Here is an 18043-nt window from a genome sequence, read left to right on the forward strand (position 1 = left end):
ACGGTTAGCATCGGCGGGCTCAAGCTGAAGGGTATGACGGCGTTTTTGACAGAGAGTTCGTGGTGGGAAAGTGCCATGAGACAGCGTTACCCCGGCCGCGCTCGCCTAATACACTGATTCCGGGTGGGAAACCTAGCAGAAAGCCATCGCGCATTTTTTGTCCTGAAACACACGCTTCACAAACAGGCCGGGCAGCGCGCCCGGCCCGAAAACCACCGGTCAATGGCTGCCGGAATGCCCGAAACCACCCGCGCCGCGCTGGCTTTCGTCGAACGTTTCGACCAGTTCGAAGTGGGCCTGGACCACCGGCACCAGCACCAACTGCGCGATGCGGTCGCCCACGGCAATTTTGAAGGCCGTTTGGCTGCGGTTCCAGCACGACACCATCAGTTCGCCCTGGTAGTCGGAGTCGATCAGGCCCACCAGGTTGCCCAGCACGATGCCGTGCTTGTGACCCAGGCCCGAGCGCGGCAGGATCAGCGCCGCCAGGCCCGGATCGCCGATGTACACCGACAGACCGGTAGGAATCAGCAGGGTCTGGCACGGCTCCAGGATTGTGTCCTGCTTGAGCATTGCCCGCAGGTCGAGGCCGGCGGAGCCCGTTGTGGCGTATTGCGGCAGCGGAAATTCGTTACCGATGCGTGGATCGAGGATCTTGGCTTGTAGGGCGTGCATGACATTAAACCTGGTTCAGACGTTCGGCGATAAAAGTGATCAGCTGGCGGGCAATCTTGCTCTTGCTGGTCTGGGCAAAAAGTGTGGCGTGCAACTGGCGGTCGATCACACTGCAGGCGTTTTCTTCGCTGTTGAAGCCGATGCTCGGGTTGGCCACGTCGTTGGCGACGATCAAGTCGAGGTTTTTGTCCTTGAGCTTGCGCGCGGCGTAATCGAGCAGGTGTTCGGTCTCGGCGGCAAAGCCGACACTGAACGGGCGGTCGGGACGGGTGGCAATGCTGGCCAGGATGTCCGGGTTGCGCACCATTTGCAGTAGCAGGCCGTCGCCGCTTGTAGGGTCTTTCTTCAATTTTTGCGGGGCGACGACTTCGGGGCGGTAGTCCGCCACCGCCGCCGAGGCGATGAACAGGTCGCAGGGGATCGCCGCTTCGCAGGCTGCGAGCATGTCCCGGGCGCTGACCACGTCGATGCGCGTGACCCTGTCCGGTGTCGGCAAGTGCACGGGACCGGTGATCAGCGTCACCCGGGCGCCGGCTTCCACGGCGGCTTCGGCCAGGGCGAAGCCCATTTTCCCGGAGCTGTGGTTGGTGATGTAGCGCACCGGGTCGATGTTTTCCTGGGTCGGTCCGGCGGTGATCAGCACGTGCTTGCCGGTCAGGGCTTGGCGCTGGAAGCAGTCGGCGGCGCACTGGGCCAGGTCGGTTGCTTCGAGCATGCGGCCCATGCCGACATCGCCGCAGGCCTGGCTGCCGGAGGCCGGGCCGAAGACTTTCAGGGCGCGGCTCTCCAGCAATTGCAGGTTGGCCTGGGTGGCCGGGTCGCGCCACATGGCCTGGTTCATGGCTGGCGCCACGGCGACCACCGCGTCGGTGGCGAGCACCAGGGTGGTCAGCAGGTCGTCGGCGATGCCTTGGGCCAAGCGGGCGATCAAGTCGGCAGTGGCTGGGGCGATCAGCACCAGATCGGCCCACTTGGCCAGTTCGATATGGCCCATCGCGGCTTCGGCCGCCGGGTCGAGCAAATCCAGGTGGACCGGGTGTCCGGACAGGGCTTGCATGGTCAGCGGGGTAATGAACTCGCTGCCACCGCGGGTCATGACGACCCGTACTTCCGCGCCCTGGTCGATAAGCCTGCGAACCAGCTCGGCGCTCTTGTAGGCGGCAATGCCGCCGCCGACGCCCAGAACGATGCGTTTCCGATACAGCCGCTGCATAGGCCTGCCTTTCGATTTCAGTGGTCAGTGCAGGGCGAACCCCTTGGCAGCAGCCTGCCAGGGTGCAAATCGCCTGCAAAAAAGATGGGCTACGATATCACAGCGACCGCTACGGAACAGCGGCGCCCACAATCAGGGAGATGTCATGAGTATTCGCGATTGGCCCGCGGCCGAGCGGCCACGGGAGCGGTTATTGGCGCTAGGGGCGGGGAGTCTATCGGACGCCGAGCTGCTGGCGATTTTTTTACGAACCGGCGTGTCGGGCAAAAGCGCGGTGGATCTGGCGCGACAACTATTGATGCAATTTGGCAGCCTGCGCGCGCTGCTTGAAGCTGATCAGATCACATTCAGTAATCATATGGGGCTCGGGCCGGCGAAGTTTGCCCAGTTGCAAGCGGTTCAGGAAATGAGCCGTCGGCACTTGGCTGAACGGGCACGGGAAAAACCCGCGCTGGAAAACCCGCTGGCGGTTCGTGAGTACCTGAAATCGATGCTGCGTCACGAGCCCCACGAGGTGTTCGGTTGCCTGTTTCTCAATTCCAAGCACCAGGTACTGACCTTCGAGGCGCTGTTTCGCGGCTCCATCGACAGCGCCAGTGTTCATCCCCGGCAGGTGGTCAAAAGGGCCTTGGCCCACAACGCCGCCGCGCTGATCCTGTGCCACAACCACCCCTCCGGCAACACCGAGCCCAGCCAGGCCGACCGGGTGCTCACTGAGCGGCTTCAGGAGGCGCTGGAGTTGATCGATGTGCGGGTGCTCGATCATTTCATCGTTGGCGATGGGGAGCCGTTGTCGATGGCGGAGCGTGGGTGGATGTAGGCAAAGTCAGGCTGAAATAATTCTGCGGGAGCAAACGTTGCTCCCGCAGGGGAGGCTCTGTGGGGCTGGGGTTATTTGAGGCTGACTTTGGAGTAATCCTGGCGCCCAAACGGGCTGACCGAGTAACCCTGCACCTCCTTGCGGGTCAGGGCGAACGCGGTCGGGTGGGCCAGGGGCAGCCACAGGGCCTGTTGCTGGATCTGGGCCTGGGCCTGTTCATAGAGCTTGGTACGCACACCTTGTTCGCCAGTGGTCTTGCCGGCGGTGATCAGTTTGTCCAGGTCGGGGCTGCAGTAGCGGGCGAAGTTGGTGCCGGACTTGACCGCCGCGCAGGAAAACTGTGGCGTGAGGAAGTTGTCCGGGTCGCCGTTGTCGCCGGCCCAGCCCATGAACAGCAAATCATGTTCGCCGGCCTTGGCGCGACGGATCAGTTCGCCCCATTCGATCACCCGGATCTCGGCCTGGATGCCGAGTTGCGCCAGGTCGGACTGCAGCAGTTGTGCGCCGAGGCTGGGGTTGGGGTTCAGCAGGCTGCCGGAGGGGCGGGTCCAGATGGTGGTCTGGAAGCCTTCCTTCAAGCCGGCCTTGGCCAGCAGGTCGCGGGCTTTGGCCAAGTCATGGGCGTAGCCGGGCAGACTTTTGGCGTAGCTCCAGGTGTTGGGCGGGTAGGGGCCATTGGCGGCTTCGGCGGTGCCTTCGAAGACAGCCTTCAGGTAGCTGGCCTTGTCGAAGGCCAGGTTGATGGCTTGGCGCACCTCAGGCTTGTCCAGCGGCGGATGCTGGCTGTTGATCGCCACGAACGCGGTCATGAAGGCGTCGGTCTGCTCGACCTTCAACCTAGGTTCTTGCTTGGCGGCTTGTACGTCCTGCGGCTTGGGCGACAGGGCGATCTGGCATTCGTTGCGACGCAGCTTCTGCAGGCGCACGTTGGCGTCCGGCGTGATGGCGAAGATCAAGGGATCCACTTGGGGCTTGCCGTCAAAATAATCAGCGTTGGCCTTGTAGCGAATCGAAGCATCTTTCTGGAATCTGTTGAAAATGAACGGACCGGTGCCGATTGGCAGGCTGTTGAGTTTTCCCGGCGTGCCGGCCTTGAGCAACTGATCGGCGTATTCGGCCGAATAAATGGAGGCAAAGCCCATGCTCAACGTCGCCAGGAAGGTCGAGTCGGCGTGATCGAGGGTGAAACGCACGGTCAGCGGGTCCAGCGCGTCGATTTTTTTGATCAGCGCTGGCAATTGCATGGATTGGGCGTGGGGAAAGCCGCTTTGTGCAACCTTGTGCCATGGGTTCGCGGGGTCGAGCATGCGTTCGAAGCTGAACTTCACGTCCTCGGCAGTCAGGTCGCGGCGCGGCGTGAAGTAGTCGGTGTGGTGAAACTTGACCTGTGGCCGCAGTTTGAACACGTAGGCCAGGCCATCGGTGGAGACTTCCCAGTGCTCGGCCAGGCTGGGCACCACTTTGCCGCTGGTGGTGTTGAAGTCCACCAGGCGGTTCATCAGCACGTCGGCGGAGGCGTTGGTGGTCGTCAGGGAGTTGTATTGGACGACATCGAACCCTTCCGGGCTGGCTTCGGTACAGACGCTCAGAGCGGCGGCCAAGGCCTGTGGGGTGATCAGCAGAGGGGCGAGCAACAATGGTAGGGCAGCGAGGCGCATGGTCGGTTTCCTGTGCAAGTCGAAGGCCCATCTGCGAGTGCAGTCTGGAAAAGGCCTACCCTAGTGGGCTCGCCGCTAAATGACTATCCCCTTTTTGCATTTTCCGGCACTCTGCGACGGCGCGTGGATGGGCTAAAAGTCGCCGCGGGCAAAAAAAAACTGCGTGCAGCGACGAGCGGTAAGGGGCTGTGCCAGCCTTTGCGCCCGCCGTCCGGGGCGGCTGGTCGGTGATTCGCCCTGAAGGCAAATCACATCTGCTGTTGTTGCACTGTGGTCTTTCTGGTATAAAGCAGCGCTCTTTTCTAGGGGCCCGGTTCCTTCACTGTAGGTGTAGCCGGTAAGACCCTTAAAGAAACGCGGCGCCTAGCGCCAAATGACTGAGAGATTAAGCGGCCAACCCATGCCGGGTTGGGCATGTGGTTTTAGAGGGCTGAGGCATGTCGAGAGTCTGTCAAGTTACCGGTAAGGGTCCGGTGACTGGGAATAACATTTCCCACGCAAACAACAAAACCCGTCGTCGTTTCCTGCCGAACCTGCAGCATCACCGCTTCTGGGTTGAAGAAGAGAAACGTTTTGTGCGTCTGCGCGTATCTGCCAAGGGCATGCGTATCATCGACAAGCGTGGCATCAGTGTCGTGCTGGCCGAACTTCGTCGCGATGGCAAGGTTTAAGGGAGCTAATCATGCGTGAATTGATTCGTTTGATCTCGAGCGCCGGTACTGGTCACTTCTACACTACCGACAAGAACAAGCGTACTACCCCGGACAAAATCGAGATCAAGAAATATGATCCGGTTGTTCGCAAGCACGTGATCTACAAGGAAGGCAAAATCAAGTAATTGATTTTCCCTCTTACAAAAAAGGGCCCGTATCGTGAGATACGGGCCCTTTTTTGTTTGCGTTTGTCTTGTGGATCAACCGCATTTAACGCCGACGATAATTCCATTGTCATCGGTTAGAAGGTTGATGCGTCGCGGGCGCAGGTCGTAGGTTGTAGGGTGTTTTGGGCCTGCGGCGCGAACCTGGGCCCCGTTGGCCAGGGCGCGAACTTCTTCACGCAGCTCGGGGGTGTATTTTTGGCCAATGGTGTACTGGGCGACAGCGATGTCGCATTGATCGTGTGGCGTGGGCACGACAACGGTGTTGTTTTGGTTCGGCATTTTTAGCCTCCTTGCTGATATCTATTGAAGTTCAGGCACTCACCGGTCGGGTTGGTCGCGCATCCTGCGCGTGCCGCGGCGACGATAAATTGCGTGGTGCCTGTGAAGCGTTTTAATCGTTGCCGCAGCCGTTGACCAACGATTAAGTGTCACTGTCTTTTACGGTGCAGCTCAGGCTCGCGCTTCAAACACCACGTAAATCTTGCGGCACGGCTCCAGCACTTCCCAGGTGCCCTGGAACCCGGCCGGGATCACAAAGCGGTCGCCGGTCCGCAGGGTCTTGGCATTGCCATCGTTGTCCCGCAGCACGGAAACGCCCTGAACGATCTCGCAGTATTCATGCTCGGTGTAGTTGACCGTCCACTGGCCGACGGCGCCTTCCCATACGCCAGCATTCATTTGCCCGCAGGGGCTGCTGTAGTGGTTGAACACAGTTTGTTCGGGGTCGCCCTTGAACACCTTGGCCGGGTCCGGGCGATAGCGTTCGGCGGTGGTGTTGGTCTGGCTGAAATCGACAATGTCCTGAATGCTCATGCGGGTGATCCCCAGTAATCGCTTGGAAGGTTTCGAGTCTATGTTTATTAAAACGAACATCGCAAGGCCGTTTGCCGGCGTTGTGTCAAATATATTGAAACTTGCCCGGCCGCTGGTTTAGGGTGGCGGGTGCCCGTGTCGAAAATAGCGTCGCAAACAGACTGGCCGGGCAGAATTCTTTTGAGCGCTGCGCATTGCGCGGCGCTCGTACTCAATAAGAGGAGGACACACGCATGACCACCCTGACTCGTGCTGACTGGGAACAACGCGCCCGCGACCTGAAGATCGAAGGCCGCGCCTTCATCAACGGCGAGTACACCGATGCGGTGTCCGGCGAAACCTTCGATTGCCTCAGTCCGGTCGATGGCCGCCTGCTGGGCAAGGTCGCCAGCTGTGACGTCGCCGACGCCCAGCGTGCGGTCGAAAACGCTCGCGCCATCTTCAATTCTGGCGTTTGGTCACGCCTGGCACCCAGCAAGCGCAAAGCCACCATGATTCGTTTTGCCGGCCTGCTCAAGGAGCACGCCGAAGAACTGGCCCTGCTTGAAACCCTGGACATGGGCAAGCCGATCAGTGATTCCCTGAACATTGACGTTCCCGGCGCGGCCCAAGCCTTGAGCTGGAGCGGCGAAGCCATCGACAAACTCTACGACGAAGTGGCGGCCACCCCCCACGACCAGTTGGGCCTGGTGACCCGCGAGCCGGTGGGTGTCGTGGGCGCTATCGTGCCCTGGAACTTCCCGTTGATGATGGCCTGCTGGAAGCTCGGCCCGGCGCTGTCCACCGGTAACTCGGTGGTGCTCAAGCCGTCGGAAAAATCTCCGCTGACGGCCATCCGTATCGCCGCACTGGCGATCGAGGCTGGCATTCCCAAAGGCGTGCTGAACGTGCTGCCAGGCTACGGCCACACTGTCGGCAAGGCCCTGGCCCTGCATATGGACGTCGATACGCTGGTGTTCACCGGTTCTACCAAAATCGCCAAGCAACTGATGATTTACTCCGGCGAATCCAACATGAAGCGTATCTGGCTGGAAGCTGGCGGCAAGAGCCCGAACATCGTGTTCGCCGATGCCCCGGACCTGCAAGCCGCCGCCGAATCCGCCGCCAGCGCCATTGCCTTCAACCAAGGCGAAGTCTGCACCGCCGGCTCGCGGTTGTTGGTGGAGCGCTCTATCAAGGACACGTTCCTGCCACTGGTGATCGAAGCCCTAAAGGGTTGGAAACCTGGCAACCCCCTGGACCCGGCCAGCAATGTCGGCGCTCTGGTCGATACCCAGCAGATGAACACCGTGCTGTCCTACATCGAGGCCGGGCACAGCGACGGCGCCAAACTGGTGGCCGGCGGCAAGCGCATCCTTGAGGAAACAGGCGGTACGTACGTCGAGCCGACGATTTTCGATGGCGTGAGCAACGCGATGAAAATTGCCCAGGAAGAGATTTTCGGCCCGGTGTTATCAGTCATCGCTTTCGACACTGCCGAGCAGGCTATCGAGATCGCCAATGACACACCGTACGGCCTGGCTGCAGCGGTATGGACCAAGGACATCTCCAAGGCCCACCTGACCGCCAAGGCGCTACGTGCCGGCAGCGTATGGGTCAACCAGTACGACGGCGGCGACATGACCGCGCCGTTCGGTGGCTTCAAGCAATCGGGCAATGGTCGCGACAAGTCGTTGCATGCGTTCGACAAATACACCGAGCTGAAGTCGACCTGGATCAAGCTCTGATCCCTTTTGTGGGAGCGGGCTTGCTCGCGAAGGCGGTTAACATTCAACGGCTAGGTTGACTGACACTCCGCTTTCGCGAGCAAGTTCGCTCCCACAGTGTTTTGTGGGATGGCTGAGATTGATAGCCCTCCACAGGAGCGTGGAAATGCGTTGGGCGACCTATTTCGCCGTGTTGGCGTCTGTCCTGAGTGTCGGCCTGGCCTTGGGCGTGAGTATGCCGCTGGTGTCGCTGCGCCTGGAGGGTTGGGGCTATGGCTCGTTCGCCATTGGCGTGATGGCCGCCATGCCGGCCGTGGGGGTGTTGCTCGGAGCCAAGGTGTCGAGCCGGTTGGCGGCGCGGTTCGGCACGGCGGCGTTGATGCGCCTGTGCCTGTGGGGTGGCGCAGTGTCCATCGGGTTGCTGGCGCTGTTGCCCAGCTATCCTGTCTGGTTGCTGCTGCGCCTGGTCATTGGTGTGGTCCTGACCTTGGTGTTCATTCTCGGTGAAAGCTGGATCAATCAGTTGGTCATTGAGAAATGGCGTGGCCGACTGGTGGCGCTGTACGGCAGCAGTTACGCCCTGAGCCAGTTGTCCGGCCCGCTGCTGCTGGGCGCGCTGGGGACTGATCATGACTATGGATTCTGGGTCGGCGTCGGCCTGCTGCTGATCGCACCCCTGCTGTTGCTGGGCCGTAGCGGTGCGCCGAGCAGCGAGGCCGGCAGCGTCACGTTCGGCGATTTGTGGACGTTTTGCCGAGGTTTGCCGGCGATTGCCTGGGCGGTTTCGTTGTTCGCCGCGTTTGAGGCCATGATTCTCACGCTGCTGCCGGTGTATTGCCTGCGTCAGGGTTTCACTGCCGACATAGCGCTGGCGATGGTCAGCACCGTGGTGGTCGGTGATGCCTTGTTGCAGTTGCCCATCGGCGCTCTGGCTGATCGCGTGTCTCGCCGGGCGCTGTTGACGGGCTGTGCGGTGGCGCTGATGTTATCGAGCCTGGCGGTTGCGCTGTTGATCGATACCCTGTTGATCTGGCCGCTGTGGGTGCTGTTCGGTGCCAGTGCCGGCGGTTTGTTCACGTTGTCGTTGATCCTGATCGGCGAGCGTTACCGCGACGATGCGCTGGTGCGGGCCAACGCCCATGTCGCGCAACTGTGGGGCCTTGGTTGCCTGATCGGCCCGCTGGCGGCGGGAGCGGGCAGCCAGTGGATCAGCGGGCATGCGTTGCCTTTGTTCATGGCCGCAGGGGCGTTTGGTCTAGTGATCCTGCTGTTGCGCCAAGGGGCGTTCGGAGCGACACAAACAGCCTGAGCCCGCGACGGTTTGTGCAGGCTTACAACATTTGCTCCAGCCCGATCATCGTGCTGAACCAGGCATTGAACCGGCGCCACCAACTGCCCGGCTCGCGGTCTAGATCGTGCGTCTGCCCGTTGTCTTCGGTGGTCCATACAAGCGTTCCATCCTCCAGTCTGGCCTGATAGCTCAGGGCCGGCGCCATACCCTGTAAGGCCAGTTCGCGCACTTGGCTGGCGAGTTCGGGGCTGTCCACCAGCACGCCGACTTCGGTGTTCCACAGCACCGAGCGTGGGTCGAAATTGAACGAGCCGATGAACGATTTCTGCTGGTCGAAGATGATCGCCTTGCTGTGCAGGCTGGAGTCCGATTCGCCGTAGGACTTACTGTAGAACAGGTGAGGGCTGCTGCCGGTGTCGCCCGGTTGTCGGCGAAGTTCGAACAGCCGTACACCATGTTGCAGCAGGGCCTTGCGGTACGGCGCATAGCCGCCATGCACGGCGGGCACGTCGGTGGCTTCCAGGGAGTTGGTCAGCAGGCTCACCGACACACCGGCATCGGCGCGACTGGTCAGGTACACCAAACCTGGTTGGCCGGGGACGAAGTAGGCGGAAATCATGATCAGCTCTTTGCTGACGCCCGTCAGCTCGGGGGCCAGTTGTGTAGTCAGCAACAGCTGCGGGTCCGGCTCATCCTTGGCCAGGACTTTGCTGGGCGCGTCCCACAGCGCCTTGTTCCAGGCCCAGATCAACTGATCGCGCCAAGTGTCCAGGCGCGGTTGGGTCTTGTAGGTGGTCAACTGCTGGTAGAGCGCGTGATTCTCCTTTTGGGTCTGCTCCAGGGACTCTTGCAGGCGCTGGCGGTTGTTGGCCAGGTCCTTGGGTGTGGGGCGATGGGACAGGAACTGTTCGATGGGTTTGCTCAGAGCGCTGTTCCAATATTGGTCGAAGCTGTGCCCCAATTGTTCGGCCACCGGGCCGACACCGAGCAGGTCGATGTCGGTGAAGTTCAGGTTGGGTTCGGCGTCGAAATACTCGTCGCCCAGGTTACGGCCGCCGACGATGGCCATGCTGTTGTCCGCCAGCCACAACTTGTTGTGCATCCGGCGGTGTTGCTGTGACAGGTTGAGCAGGCGCCCGAGGCTGCGGGTCACGCCAGTGGCGCGTCCCAGGTGCAGCGGGTTGAACAGGCGAATCTGGATCTGCGGATGAGCGGCGAGGGTCGCGATGATCTGATCCTGGCCATCGCTGGTGGTGTCGTCCAGCAGGATGCGCACGCGCACGCCCCGGTCGGCGGCCTTGAGCAATTCATCCACCAGCATCCGCGTGCTGATGCCGTCGTGGACGATGTAGTACTGCAAGTCCAGGCTGCCTTGGGCGTGGCGGATCAACTCGGCCCGGGCAATGAACGCGTCGGTGCTGTCCGACAGCAGCCGAAAGCCCGAGCGCCCTTCATGGGCGGCAGCTTGAGCCTGGACCGAGCGGCCGAACGAAGATTCGGCGGCCGGTAAGGCTTGGGAGGGCTCGCGAGTGACATCAAGACTGGCGCAGCCGCTCAGCAGTGAGATGACTAACAGCAGCGCAGGCAGGATCGGTCTGGATCTCACGTAGAATCGTTCCGCTTGTTCACGTTGATCGGCTGTTGGGTGCTGCTTCCCTGGGTAAAGTTCAGACGACGTCGCGCTGGGTTTCGTTCAACAATGCCATAGCGGCGGTTCCGACCTTGCGTACGGCCTCTTCGATCTGGGGCGTTGGCTTGGCAGCGTAGTTCATTCGCAGGCAGTTGCGGTACTTGCCCGATGCCGAAAAGATGCTGCCAACGGCGACCTGCACGCCTTGGTCGAGCAGGGCCCGATTGAGCTTCAGCGTGTCGAAGCCTTCTGGCAACTCGACCCACAACATGAAGCTGCCCCGCGGGCGACTGGCTCGGGTGCCCGGCGGAAAATAGCGGCTGACCCAATCAATCATTACGTCGCGATTGCGCTGGTATTGCGTACGCATCCGGCGCAAATGGGGTTCGAAATGCCCGCCCTTGAGAAATTCGGCAATGGCGATCTGTGGTTGTGGCGCGGTGGAGCCGGTGCTGATGTATTTCATGTGCAGCACCCGCTCCAGATACCGGCCTGGCGCGACCCAGCCAATGCGCAGGCCGGGAGCCAGGGTCTTGGAAAATGAACTGCAGAGCAGGACACGGCCGTCTTCATCGAAGGACTTGATGGTGCGCGGGCGAGGGTACGTGTAGGCCAACTCGCCATACACATCATCTTCGATGATCGCCACGTCGAAGCGTTGTGCCAGGTTCAGCAGGGCGCGTTTATTGGCGTCGGGCATGATGTAGCCCAGCGGGTTATTGCAGCTGGGGGTCAGCTGTATGGCCTTGATGGGCCATTGCTCCAGCGCCAGTTCCAGTGCATCCAGACTGATGCCGGTGAGCGGGTCGGTGGGGATTTCCAACGCCTTCATGCCCAGGCCCTTGAGGGTTTGCATGGCCCCGTGAAAACTGGGTGAGTCCACCGCGACGATATCGCCTTGTTCGCAGGTGGCGCGGATGCTGACCGAGAGGGCCTCGTGACAGCCGGTGGTGACGATCAAATCGTTGGAGCCCAGTTGACAGCCGGAGTCCAGCGACAGCCGGGCGATCTGCTCACGCAGCGCGAGGTTGCCGTAGATGTTGTCGTAATACAGACCGGGCATGTCTTGTCGGCGGCTGATCTGCGCCAGGCTGCGCAGTAGCGGTTTCATGGTCGGCGAATGGATATCGGGCATGCCGCGTCCCAGTTGCACCACGTCCGGGCGCGGTACCGCGCGGATCAGCTCCAGCACCTGGTCCCACTGGGAAATATCCACTGGGCGCTGGGCCGGACGGCCTACCACCGGCAGGTCGGGCAATGCTCGGCTCACGGGTACGAAATAGCCGGACTTGGGTCTCGGCATCGCCAGCCCGCTGTCTTCCAGCACGCGATAGGCCTGCTGCACCGTACTCAGGCTGACCCCATGTTCCGTGCTCAATGCCCGCACTGATGGCAGCCGGTCGCCGGGGCGGTAGAAGCCCTGTTCGATGCGGGTGCCGAGCAATTCGGCGAGGTTCACGTAGAGGGTCATGGTGCGCTCCCGATGAGATGGACCACTGCAACCGATACAGTTGGGGTGGAAAATGACGATTCAGTCGCGGAAATACCGAATCTGTATGCTTATAAAATGAATTAGTTGAATCTGTATTGCTTTTGGCCGTCCGCGCATCATGAAACCTCTGGCTACCCAAGTAAACAGGAGCGATCAAAATGAACGGCTTGAGCGATGTGCGGCTGACGTTACACAGTCAGGAACTGGCGGCAGGGCAGGAGAAGGGGCTGCGCAGCGCGATGTTGCGCAATCCGCCATCCGGCCTGAGCCGTTGGGCCCTGTTCTGGCTTCGTCTGCATACACGCCAAGCCTTGTTGGACCTTACACCCGAACAGTTGCGTGATATTGGGCTGAGTCGGGAGCAGGCGCGGGAGGAGGGGCTCAAGCCGTTCTGGCGGCTTTGAAACGGTGTGGTTCCTGAGGCTGCGGTTGCGGGCAAGCCTTGCTCCCACAGATTGAAGGTGACCTGTGGGAGCAAGGCTTGCCCGCGATCGTGTTGTCAGTGGTGTTGAAGCTCTTTAGACCAACTCTTTCAAGCGATGCCACAACATTCCCAGCGCCAATAGCGGCGAGCGCAGGTGCTTGCCGCCAGGGAACGTCATGTGCGGAACCTGGGCGAACAGATCGAAACCGCTGCTGTGCTGCCCGCTGATCGCTTCGGCCAACAATTTGCCGGCCAGGTGCGTGGCGTTCACCCCATGGCCGGAATAGGCTTGGGCGTAATAGACGTTGGGCTGATCCTTGAGCCGGCCGATCTGCGGCAAACGGTTGGCGCCAATGCCAATCATCCCGCCCCACTGATAATCGATTTTCACATCCGCCAACTGCGGGAAGACCTTGAGCATCTTTGGACGCATGTAGGCGCCGATGTCCTGTGGGTCACGGCCGGAATAGTGACAGGCCCCGCCAAACAGCAAGCGTCGATCCGCCGAAAGCCGGTAGTAATCCAGGGCCACGCGTTGATCGCAGACCGCCATGTTCTGCGGCAACAGCGCCTGTGCCTGGGCCTGGCTCAAAGGTTCGGTGGCGATGATGTAGCTGCCGGCGGGCAACACTTTGCCGCCCAGTTGCGGATTGAGTCCATTGAGGTAGGCGTTGCAGCCCAGCACCAGCGTCTTGGCACGGACCGAGCCCTGTTGGGTGTGCACCTTCACTTCAGGACCGTAGTCGATACGTGTGACCGCCGATTGCTCGAATAGCCTGACCCCCAGTTGCTGCGCGGCGGCAGCTTCGCCCACGGCCAGGTTCAGTGGATGCAGATGGCCCGAGCCCATGTCGATCAACCCACCGACGTAACGGTCCGAACCCACGACGCTGTGCATTTCGTTGGCTTGCAGCAGTCGGGTCGGGTGGCGATAACCCAGGCTGCGCAGTTCTTCGGCGTCTTCGGCGAAGCCTTCCAGGTCGCTGGGCTTGTTGGCGAGGTCGCAGTAACCCCAGGTGAGGTCGCACGGGATCTGAAAGCGTTCGACGCGCTGTCGGACGATTTCCACGGCCTCGAGGCCCATGAGCTTCATCTGGCGCACGCCGTCGGCGCCGATGATCGGTGCAAACTGGTCGAGGCCATGACCGACGCCACGAATCAATTGGCCGCCGTTGCGGCCGCTTGCGCCCCAGCCGATCCGGTGCGCTTCCAGCAGCACCACACTCATGCCGCGCTCGGCCAGTTCGATCGCCGTGTTCAACCCGGAGAACCCGCCGCCGACCACGCAGACATCCGCCAGCAATTCACCCTGCAGCAGCGGATGGTCCGGTTGCGGCAGGCTGCTGGCGGCGTAATAAGAGGCGGCGTGCGCGTGGCTCGGGACAGGTTGCTGAACACGGGCGTTCATGTGCGTAATCCTGATTCTTGTGTTTGAGAAATCTTACGGAGCATAAGCCGGGGATTCCCCGCTGGGCAACACCGGTCGGCGAGTGCTGTCTGGTGCGCGGCTTTTAAGGCAGAATCCTGGGCCGTCTCCTTCGGTAATCGCCCCAATGAGTTGCAACAGTCAAACAATCCGCACGCTACGCCAGCAGATTCCCTCGTTCGAGTGCGTGCCGGGCTGCCATGACTGCTGCGGTCCGGTGACCACCTCGCCCGAGGAAATGGCCCGCTTGCCCCGCAAGACCCGCGCCGAACAGGACGCGGCCATGGACGCGCTCGACTGCGTGCACCTGGGGCCCAACGGTTGCACCGTCTACGACGAGCGCCCGCTGATCTGCCGGCTGTTCGGCACCACCGCGACGTTACCGTGTCCCAATGGACGGCGGCCGGTGGAACTGATTCATCCGCGGGTCGAGAAGCAGATTCATGAGTACATGGCCAGCACTCGGCAGGTGTTGGTCTAGCAGATAGGGATACCGAGTCGCGGCCTTCGCGAGCAAGCTCGCGCACAATGGATCTCTGCTTGTTCAAGGAAGGTGGATCCAGGCTCAGTCTGGAATCGGCAGGTTCAAGCTCTCCTTCACCTCTTCCATCACGATATAGCTCTTGGATTCGCGCACATGGGGCAGTTTGAGCAGGATGTCCCCCAGCAGCTTGCGGTATGACGCCATCTCGGAAATCCGTGCTTTCACCAGGTAGTCGAAGTCCCCTGACACCAGGTGACATTCCAACACGTGAGGCAGTTTCAGCACGGCGCGTCGGAACTCTTCGAATGTGTCGCCGGATTTGTAGTCGAGGCTGATCTCGACAAACACCAGCAGGCTCCCCTTCAGGTGCTGCGGATTGAGCCGGGCGTTGTAGCCCATGATGATGCCCTCGCGCTCCAGGCGCCGCACCCGCTCGGTGCAGGGCGTCGTGGAGAGTCCAACCTTTTCCCCCAGTTCCGTGAAGGAAATCCGCCCATCCGCTTGGAGAATGCGCAGGATGTTGCGGTCGATCTTGTCCAGCTCACGTTTGGTCTGAGTGTTGGTACGCACAGGTGATGCGCCTCCGTGAAAAGGGTTTTTGCCGAGAATTCTCGCCAAATATAGGTGTTTATATAGTGAAAAGCACTGGCTAATCTTTTTTACACTGCCCCCATCAAAGCTATGTACAACAAACGTCAGCGGTTATCCGCGATGAGGGCAACAACATGCGCGTTCTGGTCTTGGGTAGCGGCGTCATCGGTACCGTCAGTGCTTATTATCTGGCCCGTGCCGGGTTTGAAGTGGTGGTGGTCGACCGTCAGCCGGCGCCTGCCATGGAAACCAGTTTCGCCAACGCCGGCCAGGTGTCGCCGGGTTATGCCTCGCCGTGGGCGGCACCGGGCGTACCGCTCAAGGCCATCAAGTGGCTGCTGCAGCGGCATGCGCCGCTGGCGATCAAGGCCACTGCCGACATTGACCAATACCTGTGGATGGCACAGATGCTGCGCAACTGCACCGCCAGCCGCTATGCCATCAACAAGGAGCGCATGGTGCGCCTGTCCGAGTACAGCCGTGACTGCCTCGACGAGCTGCGCGCCGAAACCGGCATTGCCTACGAGGGCCGTAGCCTGGGGACCACCCAACTGTTCCGCACCCAGGCCCAGCTCGATGGCGCGGCAAAAGACATCGCGGTGTTGAAAGAGTCGGGTGTGCCGTTCGAAGTGCTCGACCGCGAGGGCATTGCCCGGGTTGAACCAGCCTTGGCCAATGTCACCGACATTCTGGCTGGCGCCTTGCGCCTGCCCAACGACCAGACTGGTGACTGCCAGATGTTTACCACGCGCCTGGCGGAAATGGCCGAGAAGCTCGGTGTGCAATTCCGCTTCGGCCAGGATATCCAGCGCCTGGACTTCGCCGGTGACCGCATCAACGGTGTCTGGATCGACGGTAAGCTGGAAACCGCCGACCGCTACGTCCTCGCCCTGGGCAGCTATTCGCCGCAACTGCTCAAGCCCCTCGGGATTCGTGCACCGGTGTATCCGCTCAAGGGCTACTCCCTGACCGTGCCGATCACCAACCCGGCGATGGCGCCGACTTCGACCATTCTCGACGAAACCTACAAGGTCGCGATCACCCGGTTCGACAACCGCATTCGGGTGGGCGGCATGGCGGAAATCGCCGGTTTTGACCTGTCCCTCAATCCGCGTCGGCGCGAAACCCTGGAGATGATCGTCAACGACCTTTATCCTCAGGGCGGCGACCTGGCCCAGGCCAGCTTCTGGACCGGCTTGCGCCCGACCACCCCGGACGGCACGCCAATCGTGGGGGCCACGCCCTTCAAGAATCTGTTCCTGAACACCGGCCACGGCACCCTCGGATGGACCATGGCTTGTGGTTCCGGTCGCCTGTTGGCCGATCTGATGGCGAAGAAAAAACCCCAGATCAGCGCCGAAGGCCTCGATATTTCCCGTTATGGCAGCAAACACCAGGAGTCCGCAAAACATGTCAATCCAGCGCCAGCTCACCAATGACCGCATGAGCCAGGTTGTCGTGCACAACGGCACCGTTTACTTGGCCGGGCAGGTCGGCGACGACATGACCGCCGGCATTGAGCAGCAGACCCGCGAAAGCCTGGTCAATATCGAGCGATTGCTGGACATGGCCGGAACCGACAAGAATCGTTTGCTGTCGGTGACGATCTACCTGAAGGACATCGAGGCCCACTTCGAAGGCATGAACGCTGTCTGGGACAACTGGTTGCCCATGGGCGTCGCCCCGGCCCGTGCCACAGTGCAAGCCAAGCTGTGCGAGCCGGAGATCCTGGTGGAGCTGTCCGTCGTGGCCGCGCTGCCTTAAATATCGGCCCAAACGATCCCTCTCCCGGTGCTGTTGGTGGTTCATGCTGTCAGCCAGCACCGGTTTTTTATTCATGACCGCCTAGAAGTCCGCCGCCATGCGTCCTGCCCGTGCCCTGATCGATCTCCAAGCCCTGCGTCACAACTACCAATTGGCCCGCGAAGTCACGGGGGCCAAGGCCCTTGCGGTGATCAAGGCCGACGCCTATGGGCACGGCGCAGTGCGTTGCGCCGAGGCGCTGCAGGACGCGGCGGACGGGTTCGCCGTTGCCTGCATCGAAGAGGCCTTGGAACTGCGGGCCGCCGGGATCCGTGGGCCGATCCTGCTGCTGGAGGGTTTTTTCGAGGTCAGTGAGCTGCCGTTGATCGTCGAGCATGATTTCTGGTGCGTGGTGCATTCGTTGTGGCAGCTCGAAGCGATTGAAAAAGCCGCGCTGAGCCAGCCGATCACTGTCTGGCTCAAGCTCGATTCCGGCATGCACCGGGTCGGCCTGCATCCGGCGGATTACCAGGCGGCCTACCGTCGCCTGCTTGCCAGCGGCAAGGTGGCGAAGATCGTCTTGATGAGCCACTTCGCCCGTGCCGATGAACTGCACGATCCCAGCAGCACTGAGCAACTGGCGATATTCGACAAGGCCCGCCAGGGCCTGGTGGCGCAGATCAGCCTGCGCAACTCACCCGCCGTGCTGGGGTGGCCGCAGATACCCAGCGACTGGGTACGCCCTGGCATCATGCTCTACGGGGCCACGCCCTTTGATGAGCCCAACGCCGCCGCCTCGCGCCTGCAAGCGGTGATGACCCTGGAGTCGAAGATCATCAGCGTGCGCGAATTGCCCGCCGGCGAACCGGTGGGCTACGGTGCCCGTTTTATGACCACGCAACCGACCCGGGTCGGCGTGGTCGCCATGGGGTATGCCGACGGCTACCCACGCCAGGCGCCCACCGGTACACCGGTGCTGGTGGATGGGCAGCGCAGCCAACTGGTCGGACGCGTGTCGATGGACATGCTGTGTGTCGACTTGACCGATGTCCCCCAGGCCGGGCTCGGCTCGACCGTTGAGTTGTGGGGCAAGCACATCCTTGCCAGCGACGTTGCCAAGGCCGCCGACACGATCCCCTATCAGATTTTCTGCAACCTGCGGCGGGTGCCACGGCTCTATTCCGGGCATTGATGCAC

At 61.4% G+C, this 18043-nt stretch carries 19 protein-coding genes; 10 read left to right on the plus strand and 9 right to left on the minus strand.

Annotated features, from left to right (window positions below):
- Window positions 1-219: 219 nt before the first annotated feature.
- Entirely contained in the window at window positions 220-675 is a 456-nt protein-coding gene (dut, locus tag AACY31_RS08070; RefSeq protein WP_339479646.1) for a dUTP diphosphatase, read from the minus strand.
- Window positions 676-679: 4 nt separating this feature from the next.
- On the minus strand, window positions 680-1888 hold the full coding sequence (coaBC, locus tag AACY31_RS08075) for a bifunctional phosphopantothenoylcysteine decarboxylase/phosphopantothenate--cysteine ligase CoaBC (RefSeq protein WP_003206865.1): 1209 nt from the start codon (window positions 1886-1888) through the stop codon (window positions 680-682).
- Window positions 1889-2033: 145 nt separating this feature from the next.
- Between coaBC and radC the strand changes: the two genes are divergently transcribed.
- A complete protein-coding gene (gene radC / locus AACY31_RS08080; protein ID WP_339479645.1) occupies window positions 2034-2708 on the plus strand; it encodes a RadC family protein in 675 nt (224 codons plus the stop codon).
- Between the two features lie 71 nt (window positions 2709-2779).
- Here radC and AACY31_RS08085 read toward each other — a convergent pair whose 3' ends face one another.
- Window positions 2780-4366, minus strand: a complete 1587-nt coding sequence (locus tag AACY31_RS08085; protein ID WP_339479643.1) for an ABC transporter substrate-binding protein — start codon at window positions 4364-4366, stop codon at window positions 2780-2782.
- Between the two features lie 437 nt (window positions 4367-4803).
- On the opposite strand from AACY31_RS08085, the gene rpmB reads away from it, so the two are divergent.
- Window positions 4804-5037 (plus strand): 50S ribosomal protein L28, encoded by a 234-nt coding sequence (gene rpmB / locus AACY31_RS08090; RefSeq protein WP_003177273.1) that lies wholly within the window; start codon window positions 4804-4806, stop codon window positions 5035-5037.
- 11 nt (window positions 5038-5048) lie between these two features.
- Complete coding sequence (gene rpmG, locus AACY31_RS08095) at window positions 5049-5204, plus strand: 50S ribosomal protein L33 (RefSeq protein ID WP_003177274.1); 156 nt, start codon at window positions 5049-5051, stop codon at window positions 5202-5204.
- 75 nt (window positions 5205-5279) lie between these two features.
- On the opposite strand, the gene AACY31_RS08100 is transcribed toward rpmG, so the two are convergent.
- Window positions 5280-5525, minus strand: a complete 246-nt coding sequence (locus AACY31_RS08100; RefSeq protein WP_339479640.1) for an I78 family peptidase inhibitor — start codon at window positions 5523-5525, stop codon at window positions 5280-5282.
- A gap of 171 nt (window positions 5526-5696) precedes the next feature.
- On the minus strand, window positions 5697-6059 hold the full coding sequence (locus tag AACY31_RS08105; protein WP_339479638.1) for a cupin domain-containing protein: 363 nt from the start codon (window positions 6057-6059) through the stop codon (window positions 5697-5699).
- A 233-nt stretch (window positions 6060-6292) separates the two neighbouring features.
- Here AACY31_RS08105 and AACY31_RS08110 point away from each other — a divergent pair, with 233 nt between their 5' ends.
- Window positions 6293-7786: an aldehyde dehydrogenase gene (locus AACY31_RS08110; protein ID WP_339479636.1), complete on the plus strand. Its 1494-nt coding sequence runs from the start codon at window positions 6293-6295 to the stop codon at window positions 7784-7786.
- A gap of 145 nt (window positions 7787-7931) precedes the next feature.
- Window positions 7932-9074 carry an MFS transporter gene (locus tag AACY31_RS08115; RefSeq protein WP_339479634.1) on the plus strand — a complete coding sequence of 381 codons (1143 nt, stop codon included), beginning with the start codon at window positions 7932-7934 and terminating at the stop codon, window positions 9072-9074.
- A gap of 22 nt (window positions 9075-9096) precedes the next feature.
- Here the strand turns inward: AACY31_RS08115 and AACY31_RS08120 are convergent, their stop codons facing one another.
- Both AACY31_RS08120 and AACY31_RS08125 read right to left on the minus strand, forming a co-directional pair.
- The gene (locus AACY31_RS08120; RefSeq protein ID WP_339491576.1) at window positions 9097-10662 is read right to left on the minus strand and encodes a phospholipase D family protein; all 1566 of its coding nucleotides are present in this window, start codon (window positions 10660-10662) and stop codon (window positions 9097-9099) included.
- Window positions 10663-10723: 61 nt separating this feature from the next.
- Window positions 10724-12157, minus strand: coding sequence for an aminotransferase-like domain-containing protein (locus tag AACY31_RS08125; protein WP_339479631.1), 1434 nt, complete (start codon window positions 12155-12157; stop codon window positions 10724-10726).
- Window positions 12158-12336: 179 nt separating this feature from the next.
- Here AACY31_RS08125 and AACY31_RS08130 point away from each other — a divergent pair, with 179 nt between their 5' ends.
- Window positions 12337-12582: a DUF1127 domain-containing protein gene (locus AACY31_RS08130; RefSeq protein WP_339479630.1), complete on the plus strand. Its 246-nt coding sequence runs from the start codon at window positions 12337-12339 to the stop codon at window positions 12580-12582.
- A 114-nt stretch (window positions 12583-12696) separates the two neighbouring features.
- Here AACY31_RS08130 and AACY31_RS08135 read toward each other — a convergent pair whose 3' ends face one another.
- Complete coding sequence (locus AACY31_RS08135; RefSeq protein ID WP_339479628.1) at window positions 12697-14010, minus strand: NAD(P)/FAD-dependent oxidoreductase; 1314 nt, start codon at window positions 14008-14010, stop codon at window positions 12697-12699.
- A 145-nt stretch (window positions 14011-14155) separates the two neighbouring features.
- Here AACY31_RS08135 and AACY31_RS08140 point away from each other — a divergent pair, with 145 nt between their 5' ends.
- Complete coding sequence (locus AACY31_RS08140; RefSeq protein WP_339479627.1) at window positions 14156-14509, plus strand: YkgJ family cysteine cluster protein; 354 nt, start codon at window positions 14156-14158, stop codon at window positions 14507-14509.
- 84 nt (window positions 14510-14593) lie between these two features.
- On the opposite strand, the gene AACY31_RS08145 is transcribed toward AACY31_RS08140, so the two are convergent.
- Window positions 14594-15082, minus strand: a complete 489-nt coding sequence (locus tag AACY31_RS08145) for an Lrp/AsnC ligand binding domain-containing protein (protein WP_003206849.1) — start codon at window positions 15080-15082, stop codon at window positions 14594-14596.
- A gap of 155 nt (window positions 15083-15237) precedes the next feature.
- On the opposite strand from AACY31_RS08145, the gene dadA reads away from it, so the two are divergent.
- The 3 genes from dadA to alr all read left to right on the plus strand — a co-directional run bounded on the left by dadA (window position 15238) and on the right by alr (window position 18038).
- On the plus strand, window positions 15238-16542 hold the full coding sequence (gene dadA, locus AACY31_RS08150) for a D-amino acid dehydrogenase (RefSeq protein WP_024618128.1): 1305 nt from the start codon (window positions 15238-15240) through the stop codon (window positions 16540-16542).
- Window positions 16514-16867, plus strand: coding sequence for a RidA family protein (locus tag AACY31_RS08155; protein WP_339479622.1), 354 nt, complete (start codon window positions 16514-16516; stop codon window positions 16865-16867). Before dadA ends, AACY31_RS08155 begins: the two co-directional genes overlap by 29 nt.
- A gap of 97 nt (window positions 16868-16964) precedes the next feature.
- Window positions 16965-18038 (plus strand): alanine racemase, encoded by a 1074-nt coding sequence (alr, locus tag AACY31_RS08160; RefSeq protein WP_339504312.1) that lies wholly within the window; start codon window positions 16965-16967, stop codon window positions 18036-18038.
- Window positions 18039-18043 lie beyond the last annotated feature (5 nt).

It is taken from the genome of Pseudomonas sp. RL_105y_Pfl2_101 (assembly GCF_963970585.1).
GTDB lineage: Bacteria > Pseudomonadota > Gammaproteobacteria > Pseudomonadales > Pseudomonadaceae > Aquipseudomonas.

What these genes read in the sequence shown, in the direction of transcription:
- AACY31_RS08110 (WP_339479636.1), top strand. Translation starts at nt 6,293, where the DNA reads ATGACCACCCTGACTCGTGCTGACTGGGAACAACGCGCCCGCGACCTG.
- AACY31_RS08115 (WP_339479634.1), top strand. Translation starts at nt 7,932, where the DNA reads ATGCGTTGGGCGACCTATTTCGCCGTGTTGGCGTCTGTCCTGAGTGTC.
- radC (WP_339479645.1), top strand. Translation starts at nt 2,034, where the DNA reads ATGAGTATTCGCGATTGGCCCGCGGCCGAGCGGCCACGGGAGCGGTTA.
- dut (WP_339479646.1), bottom strand. Translation starts at nt 675, where the DNA reads ATGCACGCCCTACAAGCCAAGATCCTCGATCCACGCATCGGTAACGAA.
- AACY31_RS08085 (WP_339479643.1), bottom strand. Translation starts at nt 4,366, where the DNA reads ATGCGCCTCGCTGCCCTACCATTGTTGCTCGCCCCTCTGCTGATCACC.
- AACY31_RS08140 (WP_339479627.1), top strand. Translation starts at nt 14,156, where the DNA reads ATGAGTTGCAACAGTCAAACAATCCGCACGCTACGCCAGCAGATTCCC.
- AACY31_RS08100 (WP_339479640.1), bottom strand. Translation starts at nt 5,525, where the DNA reads ATGCCGAACCAAAACAACACCGTTGTCGTGCCCACGCCACACGATCAA.
- AACY31_RS08135 (WP_339479628.1), bottom strand. Translation starts at nt 14,010, where the DNA reads ATGAACGCCCGTGTTCAGCAACCTGTCCCGAGCCACGCGCACGCCGCC.
- AACY31_RS08130 (WP_339479630.1), top strand. Translation starts at nt 12,337, where the DNA reads ATGAACGGCTTGAGCGATGTGCGGCTGACGTTACACAGTCAGGAACTG.
- coaBC (WP_003206865.1), bottom strand. Translation starts at nt 1,888, where the DNA reads ATGCAGCGGCTGTATCGGAAACGCATCGTTCTGGGCGTCGGCGGCGGC.
- alr (WP_339504312.1), top strand. Translation starts at nt 16,965, where the DNA reads ATGCGTCCTGCCCGTGCCCTGATCGATCTCCAAGCCCTGCGTCACAAC.
- AACY31_RS08125 (WP_339479631.1), bottom strand. Translation starts at nt 12,157, where the DNA reads ATGACCCTCTACGTGAACCTCGCCGAATTGCTCGGCACCCGCATCGAA.
- rpmB (WP_003177273.1), top strand. Translation starts at nt 4,804, where the DNA reads ATGTCGAGAGTCTGTCAAGTTACCGGTAAGGGTCCGGTGACTGGGAAT.
- AACY31_RS08155 (WP_339479622.1), top strand. Translation starts at nt 16,514, where the DNA reads ATGTCAATCCAGCGCCAGCTCACCAATGACCGCATGAGCCAGGTTGTC.
- dadA (WP_024618128.1), top strand. Translation starts at nt 15,238, where the DNA reads ATGCGCGTTCTGGTCTTGGGTAGCGGCGTCATCGGTACCGTCAGTGCT.
- AACY31_RS08105 (WP_339479638.1), bottom strand. Translation starts at nt 6,059, where the DNA reads ATGAGCATTCAGGACATTGTCGATTTCAGCCAGACCAACACCACCGCC.
- rpmG (WP_003177274.1), top strand. Translation starts at nt 5,049, where the DNA reads ATGCGTGAATTGATTCGTTTGATCTCGAGCGCCGGTACTGGTCACTTC.